Raw genomic sequence first — 8203 nt, 5'->3', positions numbered from 1 at the left:
CTGCCCGGCGGACGCTGGCCGGAACCGCTGCGCCGGCTCGCCGGCGCCGTGCAGGTCGAGCTGCGCCCGGCGCCCGGCTGCCGGGGCACCGAACTGGCCGCCCGGCCGCTCGCCGGTGCGCCGCCCACCGGGCTCGCCGCGCACCTGATCGGTGACGATCCCGGGCTGCTGATCCGGCAAACGCTGCGGCAGGTCAAGCAGCTCGCCGAGACCGGTGAGGTGTTGCGGGCGGACCGCTCGGCCCTGGACCGTCCGGCGGGACCGCCGGGATGAGGGCGCTGTGCTGGGTGGGCGCCGACGAGCTGGCGGTACGGCAGGTGCCCGACCCCGAGCTGCGCAACGGCCACGACATCATCGTCCGGGTCCGGCAGAGCGCCACCTGCGGCGGCGACCTGCCGTTGATCGCCGGCCGGGTGCCGTTCGTCGCCGTCGGCGACGTGCTCGGGCACGAGTTCCTGGGCGAGGTGGTGGAGGCCGGCCCCGAGGTACGCCGGCACCGCATCGGCGACCGGGTGGTGGTCTGCGCCTCGGTCTCCTGCGGCAGCTGCTGGTACTGCCGGCGGGACCTGCACTCCTGCTGCGACAACGGCACCGCCGACCCGGCCGTCGCCGAGGCGGCGTGGGGCCACCCGAGCGCCGGCGCGTTCGGTCAGCCCCGGGCGATGGGCGGGTTCGCCGGCAGCCACGCCGAGTACGTCCGGGTGCCGTACGCCGACGTGGGGGCGTTCACCGTGCCGGAGCCGGTCAGCGACGACCGGGCGTTGTTCGCCTCCGACGCCGCGCCGGCCGGCTGGATGGGGGCGGAGCTGGGCGAGGTGCGCCCCGGCGACGTGGTGGCGGTCTGGGGCGCCGGCGCGGTCGGGCAGCTGACCGCGCGGGCCGCCCGGCTGCTCGGCGCGGAACGGGTGATCGTCATCGACGACCGGGCCGAACGGCTGCGGATGGCCGAACGGCACACGGCGGCGGAGACGATCGACTACCGGCTCGCCGACGTCCCGGCCGAGCTGCGCGAACGCACCGGCGGCCGGGGCCCGGACGTCTGCGTCGAGGCGGTGGGCGCGGCCTGGGACGGGTCCGACCCGAGGTCCCTGGCCGACCGGTTCACCGGCCGGGCCGAACGGCCGGCCGCGGTGCGCGAGGCGGTGCACGCCTGCCGTAAGGGCGGCACGGTCTTCGTGCTCGGCGAGTTCACCGGCTTCGTCGACACCTTCCCGCTCGGCGCGGTGACGAACAAGGGGCTGACCGTGCGGGGCGCGCGGCAGCACGGGCAGCGCTACATCCCGATGCTGCTGGAGCGGATGGCCCGCGACGAACTGCGCACCGAGCACCTGGCCACGCACCGGCTCCCGCTTGAGCAGGGCGCGCTCGGGTACGCGCTGTTCCGGGACCGCCTCGACGGCTGCGTCCGCACCGTGCTCACCCCGGACGCCCCGCCGTCCGCCGGCTGAACACCATCGGCGTCACCGACTGCCGGTGCCGGGCCCCGGGTGGCAGACTCGGCGGATGCGCGACGACCGCCCGTACGACATCGTCCTGTTCGGGGCCACCGGCTTCACCGGGGGGCTCACCGCCGAGTACCTGGCTCGTCACGCGCCACCGGGGCTGCGCTGGGCGCTGGCCGGGCGCAACCCGACAAAGCTGGCCGCGGTGCGGGACCGGCTGGCCGCGATCGACCCGGAGCTGACCGGGCTGCCGCTACTCACCGCCGACGTCACCGACCCGGAGTCGCTGCGCGTCGTGGCGGAGAGCGCCCGGGTGGTGGCCACCACCGTCGGCCCGTACGTCCACCACGGTGAGCCGCTGGTCGCCGCCTGCGCCCGGGCCGGCACCGACTACCTGGACATCACCGGCGAGCCCGAGTTCGTCGACCTGACGTACGTCCGCCACCACGCCGAGGCGGTGCGTACCGGGGCGCGGCTGGTGCACGCCTGCGGCTTCGACTCGATCCCGCACGACCTGGGCGTCTGGTTCACCCTCAAGCAGCTCCCGGCCGACGTGCCGGTCACCGTCGACGGCTTCGTCCGGGCCGGTGGGAGATACTCCGCCGGCACGTACCACTCCGCCCTGACGGCCTTCTCCCGCACCAAGCAGACGTCCCGGGCGGCGCACGAGCGCAAGCAGGTCGAGCCCCGGCCGACCGGCCGGCGGGTACGCGCGATGCCCGGGCGGATCGCCCGCTCGAAGGAGCTGGGCGTGTGGATGGTGCCGCTGCCCACCATCGACCCCCAGGTGGTACGCCGCTCGGCGGCGGCCCGCCCGGAGTACGGCCCGGACTTCCGCTACCGGCACTTCGCCGCGGTGAAGCGGCTGCCCACCGTGCTGGCCGGCGCGGCTGGGCTGGGCGGCCTGATGGGGCTGGTGAAGGTGCCGCCGGCCCGGCGCTGGCTGCTCGGACGGCTCGCCTCCGGGCAGGGCCCGACGCCGGAGCAGCGGGCGAAGTCCTGGTTCCGGGTGCGGTTCCTCGGCACCGGGGGTGGTCGGCGGGTGCTGACCGAGGTGGCCGGCGGCGACCCCGGCTACGACGAGACGGCGAAGATGCTCGCCGAGTCGGCGCTCTGCCTCGCCCTGGACGACCTGCCGGCGACCACCGGCCAGGTCACTCCGGTGACGGCGATGGGGGACGCGCTGCTGGACCGGCTGGTGAAGGCGGGGATGACCTTCCGGGTGCTGGACACACCGCGCTGACCCGACCGGCTTGACCCTCGACCAGGTTGAGACGACAGGATCACCGGCGTGGAGAGCGACCTGCACAGCATCGGCGAACTGGCCCGGGCCAGCGGCCTGACCGTGAGCGCCCTGCGGTTCTACGACTCGGCCGGGGTGCTGGCCCCGGCCCTGGTCGACCCGGTGACCGGCTACCGGTGGTACACCGGGGACCAGGTGACGCCGGCCCGGCTGGTGGCCGGGCTGCGCCGGGTCGGCATGCCGGTGGCGGAGATCGCCGTCGCCCTGCGGTCGGAGCCGGCCGTGGTGCACCGACTGCTGGACGCGCACCTGCGCCGGCTGGAGGACGGTCTCGCCGACGCCCGCCGTGAACTCTCCCGGATCCGGACGTTGATCGACCCCGAGGAGCAGCCGATGACCACCCGACTCGCCCTGTCCCGCGTCGACCTGGCCGCCGCCGTGGACGCGGTCCGCTTCGCCGTCGGCACCGACCCCGACCTGCCGGTGCTGACCGGCGTGCTGCTCGACGTGACCACAGACGGCGTACGGCTGGTGGCCACCGACCGGCACCGGATGGCGGTGGCGCGGGCGGGCGGGACGTTGGACGGGCCCGCGGTGCGGGCGCTCGCCCCGGTGGGGTTCGTCGACGCGGCGCGCGCCCTGCTCGACGCCGGGGCCGGGATCACCCCGGAGGCGTTCCTGACGGTGTCCGCCGGCAGGGTCACGGTCTCGGTCGCCGGCCGCACCGTCGACGCCGACGTGCTGCCGTACGACTTCCCGGACTACCGCCGCCTGCTGCACGCGGCGGCGGGCGACGGGCCGGCGCACCGGCTGACGGTCGACGTGGCGGCCCTGCGGGCGGCGCTGACCAGCGCGGACGCCCCCGTCGTACGGCGGCGGCACGACGGCTCTCCGCTCGACGTCACCGTGCTCGGCCCGGACGGCCGGGGCGGGGTGCGGCTGCTCGGCGCGGACGAGCTGACCGGTGAGCGGGACGCGGTCCAGATCGGCGTCAACGGTGGATACCTGCTCCAGGCCCTCGACGCGGCCGGCCGTGGCCAGCTGGTGCTCGAGCTGGACGGCCCGATCGCGCCGCTGGCCGTACGCCGGCCGGACGACACCGACGCCTTCTCCATCCTGATGCCGATCCGGCTGTAGGCCACGGCGAACCGCTGCCGCGCTGCCGAATGCTGCCGAATTCGCGGCCGGGCCGGTGCCGGGACGAGCCGGCGCCGGGGCCGGACGCCCTCCGGCAGCGGGCCCGCCGGGAGGAGGCGGGCTCCGGGACTGACGCCCGCTGTCGAGACCGGCCCGGGGCCGGCCGGGCCGCGACGGTAGCATCTGATGGTTCACCTGACGTCCGGACGGAGGCGTACGGAGCAGCATGCTCGACATTGAGTTGATCCGGAAGGATCGGGACGCGGTGGCGTCCGCGCTGACCAAGCGACTGGACCCGGCGGAGGTGACCCGCGCGCTGGACGAGATCCAGCGGCTCGACCAGCAGCGCCGCAGCCTGATCAGCCAGATCGACGGCGAGCGCCAGCGCCGCAAGGCGGAGGCGAAGGCGTACGCGGCGGCCAAGCGGGCCGGCACCGAGCCCGAGGTGGCCGCCCCCGAGTCGGGCCGCAAGCAGCTGGCCGAGCTGGAGTCCGAGCTGGACGAGGTGCAGGGCCGGCTGCGCGACCGGATGAGCGAGCTGCCCAACCTGCCCGCCCACGACGTGGTGGCGGGCGGCAAGGAGGCCAACCGGGTCGTCAAGACCTTCGGCGAGCCGCCGGCGATCGAGAAGGTCCGCGACCACGTGGAGCTGTCCCGCGCGCTGGGTCTGGTCGACCACGAGCGCGGGGTGAAGCTCGGCGGCTCCGGCTTCTGGATGTACACCGGCATGGGCGCCCGGCTGGAGTGGACGCTGCTCAACTGGCTCATCGAGCAGAACATCAAGGCCGGCTACGAGTTCCTGCTCCCACCGCACCTGCTGCTGGACACCGCCGGCTACGCCGCCGGTCAGTTCCCGAAGTTCTACGACGACGTCTACCACCTGGACAAGGAGTCGGCCCCGCGCGGGCAGTTCCTGCTGCCCACCTCGGAGACGGCGATCCTCGGGGCCTACCAGGACGAGATCCTGGAGACGGCGAAGCTGCCGCTGAAGGCCTTCGCGTACACCCCCTGCTACCGGCGGGAGAGCGCCGGGTCGCACTCCGACGAGCGCGGCACCGTCCGGGGCCACCAGTTCAACAAGGTGGAGATCTTCCAGTTCACCCTGCCCGAGCAGGCGGATGCGGCGCTGGAGGAGATGGTCGCCCACGCCGAGAGCCTGGTCGAGGGGTTGGGCCTGCACTACCAGCGCACCCTGCTGTCGGCCGGCGACGCCAGCGCGTCGATGAAGAAGACCCTCGACATCGAGGTCTGGATGCCGAGCACCGGCAAGTACAAGGAGGTCTCGTCGGTCTCCTGGGGTGGCGACTACCAGGCCCGCCGGGCGGCCATCCGCTACCGCGAGCCGGGCGGCAAGCAGACCCGCTTCGTGCACACCCTCAACGGCTCGGCGCTGGCCACCAGCCGGCTCTTCCCGGCCATCCTGGAGCAGTTCCAGCAGCCCGACGGCTCGGTGCTGGTGCCGGAGGTGCTCCGCGACCGGCTGGGCACCGACCGCCTCGTCCCGCTGCGCTGAGCCTTCCGCGTCGAGCGGCGGGGACCGGTCTCCGGTCCCCGCCGACTTCCGCGGAGGCCACCGGCCACGAAGCGACGACGAACGCACCCGCACCCGCGCCTACGCCGGTCGCCTCACTCTGACGCAGTCACCCTCTGTCATGAGGCGGCAGGCACGTCACCCTTACGAAGGGTGAAGGCTATGCGCTCCGTCAGGTCGCCGTAGCCGGGCCCTTTGCTCTGCTTGCCCATACGCACCACCCCCGCCAGCAGGGGATCTGCGGAGTGATCAGCAAAGGAGTTCAACCACGCTGATCACCCAACGCGACTGTCGCGTATAGGTAAGCAGAGCAAAGGCGGTGAACCGATGTAGGGCTCGGACGCCTGGTGCTGACGCTTTGTGAAGGCTGTACGTCGGGGCGCGAGGTGAGGTGCCCGGTCGGCCGGGGTCAGCTTGGGTCGCGGCGGGCGTCGAGCATCTCGTCCAGGACGGTCGCGGTGCTGATCAGCGACAGGTGGCTGAACGCCTGCGGGAAGTTCCCGATCTGCTCGCCGCTCGGCGCGATCTCCTCCGAGTAGAGGCCGAGCTGGCTGCTGTAGGTCAGCATCTTCTCGAACGCCAACCGGGCGTCGTCGAGGCGGCTCGACTGGGCCAGCGCCTGGACGTACCAGAACGTGCACATGGTGAAGGTGCCCTCGGCGCCCGGCAGTCCGTCGGGCGCGGCTCCCGGGTCGTACCGGTAGACGAGGCTGTCGGAGACGAGGTCGGCGTCCATCGCCCGCAGGGTCGACTGCCACATCGGGTCGGTCGGCGCGACGAACCCGACGGCCGCCATGCTGAGCAGGGACGCGTCGAGCACGTCGGTCTCGTAGTGCTGGACGAAGGCGCCCCGCCCCCGGTGGAACCCGCGACTCATGATCTGGTCGTACGCGGCGTCGCGGGCGGCCGCCCACCGCGCCAGGTGCCCGGGGCGGCCGTGCCGCCGGGCGAGGCGGATGGCCCGGTCGAACGCCACCCACGACATCAGGCGGCCGTAGGTGAAGTCCCGACGGCCGGCGCGGGTCTCCCAGATGCCGTCCTCGGGCTGGTCCCAGTGCTCGCAGAGCCAGTCCATCATCCGGACGGTGTTGCGCCACTCGTCGTGCGAGCTGCGCAGGCCGTAGCTGTCGGCGAGGTGCATGCAGTTCATGGTCTCGCCGTAGATGTCGAGCTGGAACTGGCCGGCGGCGTCGTTGCCGACCCGCACCGGACCGGACCCCCGGTAGCCCTCCAGGTGGTCCAGGGGCTCCTCGGTGAGGTCCCGGCCACCGTCCACCCGGTACACGATCTGGATCGGCTCGCCGCTCTCCTCGGAGTCCCGGACGCGCTCGTTGATCCAGTGCAGGTACCGGCGCGCCTCCTCGTCGAAGCCCAGCCCGAGCAGGGCGTGCACCGAGAACGACGCGTCCCGGATCCAGGTGTAGCGGTAGTCCCAGTTCCGTGCGCCGCCGATCCGCTCGGGCAGCCCGGCGGTCGGCGCGGCGACCAGCGCGCCGGTGGGGGCGTACGTCATCAGCTTGAGGGTCATGGCAGAGCGCTCCACCATCTCCCGCCAGCGACCGGTGTAGCGCGACCGGTCGAGCCAGCGTCGCCAGAAGTCCCGCGTCTCGACGAACATGGCGGACACCTCGTCGGGGTGGACCACCCGGGGCGGCTCCGGTGAGGCGGTGTGCAGAACCAACCCGCCGGTGAAGCCCTGCCGGAGGGTGCCGACGACGCAGACGCCGCGCCCGTCGCGCTTGAAGTCGCGCTCGTCGAGGAACATGCCGTCGTGCCGGACCGGATTGACGGTGAGGGTCTGCTCCCGGCTGCGGAAGACCGTGCCCTCCAAACCGAAGTCGACCGTGTGCTCGTCCCGGCCGTAGTTGAAGCGGGGCTGGCAGTCCATCCGGAAGGTCATCTCGCCCCGCACGACGCGGACCATCCGGACGATGCAGTGCCGGTCGGTGGGCGTCTCCCCTGCCAAGGGCATGAAGTCGACGACCTCGCCGACCCCGTCGGCGCTGAGGAAGCGGGTGATCAGGATCGGCGTTCCGGGAAGGTAGAGCTGCTTGCTGACGTAGTCGACCCCGTGGGGAGAGATCTTGAAGTACCCCCCGCGCTGCCGATCCAGCAGGCCGGCGAAGAGGCTCGGCGAGTCGAAGCGCGGGGCACAGAACCAGTCGAGGGTGCCGTCCCGGGCCACCAGTGCGGCCGTCTGGAGATCCCCGATCAGCCCGTGATCCTCCACCGCGGGGTAATCGTCCATCCCGATCCTCCACCCATGCCAGCGCCGGCCGCACCGTTGCCCCGCTGACGTCCGCCCACCGACCCCGCCTCGCCCGCCCACCGTCGATATTGCACTTCGGGCTGCCGGAATGAGGTGGAAAGCGGCTTTCGCCGGGACGACAAGTGCAAGACCGCCGGGCCAGGGTCAGGAGGTCAGCCGGCCAGGGCGACGAGGCGGCGGGTGAGGTCCTCGCCGTCGAGGAAGCCCTGGTGGGCCACCGTCCCGTCGCGGTCGATGATGACGAAGGTGCTCTGCTCGACGATCTCGAAGCGGCGCCAGAGCGCGCCGGCCCGGTCGTCGAGCTGCGGCACCCCGGCGAGCTCGAACTCGGTGACGAAGTTCTTCATGGCGCGCTGCTCGCCGAGGCCGGCGACGCCGACGATGGGCACGGTGTCCCGGTACCTCGGCGCCACCTCGGCCACCGTCCACGCCTGGCTGGCGCAGGTCGCGCACCAGGGCGCCCAGAACCACAGCACCACCGGCCGCCCGGCCAGCCCGGCGGCGTCGAACGCCGTACCGTCGAGGGTCTTCGCGGTGAACTTCAGGGTCTCCGGCACGGTGACCGGCCCCCGCGTGGCCGG

The 8203-nt window shown here is 73.3% G+C and carries 6 protein-coding genes and 1 pseudogene; 5 read left to right on the top strand and 2 right to left on the bottom strand.

Annotation, left to right across the window (positions count from 1 at the left end):
• The 5 genes and pseudogenes from NCC78_RS23505 to serS form a co-directional block, all read left to right on the top strand.
• Positions 1-273 (top strand): annotated as a pseudogene (locus NCC78_RS23505) (hypothetical protein); the annotation flags it as partial.
• Complete coding sequence (locus NCC78_RS23500) at positions 270-1448, top strand: zinc-dependent alcohol dehydrogenase (RefSeq protein ID WP_250797097.1); 1179 nt, start codon at positions 270-272, stop codon at positions 1446-1448. The pseudogene NCC78_RS23505 and the gene NCC78_RS23500, both read left to right, overlap by 4 nt.
• 55 nt (positions 1449-1503) lie before the next feature.
• Positions 1504-2685, top strand: coding sequence for a saccharopine dehydrogenase family protein (locus NCC78_RS23495; RefSeq protein WP_250797096.1), 1182 nt, complete (start codon positions 1504-1506; stop codon positions 2683-2685).
• Between the two features lie 60 nt (positions 2686-2745).
• Entirely contained in the window at positions 2746-3822 is a 1077-nt protein-coding gene (locus tag NCC78_RS23490; protein ID WP_250797098.1) for a DNA polymerase III subunit beta family protein, read from the top strand.
• Between the two features lie 226 nt (positions 3823-4048).
• A complete protein-coding gene (gene serS / locus NCC78_RS23485; protein ID WP_250797095.1) occupies positions 4049-5335 on the top strand; it encodes a serine--tRNA ligase in 1287 nt (428 codons plus the stop codon).
• A 427-nt stretch (positions 5336-5762) separates the two neighbouring features.
• Here serS and NCC78_RS23480 read toward each other — a convergent pair whose 3' ends face one another.
• Together NCC78_RS23480 and NCC78_RS23475 are read right to left on the bottom strand one after the other, a co-directional pair.
• Positions 5763-7601, bottom strand: a complete 1839-nt coding sequence (locus NCC78_RS23480; protein ID WP_250797094.1) for a glycoside hydrolase family 15 protein — start codon at positions 7599-7601, stop codon at positions 5763-5765.
• A gap of 173 nt (positions 7602-7774) precedes the next feature.
• The coding region (locus NCC78_RS23475; RefSeq protein ID WP_250797093.1) for a redoxin domain-containing protein at positions 7775-8203 on the bottom strand (429 nt) is incomplete at its 5' end.

Origin of the sequence: Micromonospora phytophila (genome assembly GCF_023656545.1) — a bacterium.
GTDB lineage: Bacteria > Actinomycetota > Actinomycetes > Mycobacteriales > Micromonosporaceae > Micromonospora > Micromonospora phytophila.
Note: the sequence above shows the minus strand (reverse complement) of the source record. Positions and strands in the feature narration are given on the sequence as shown.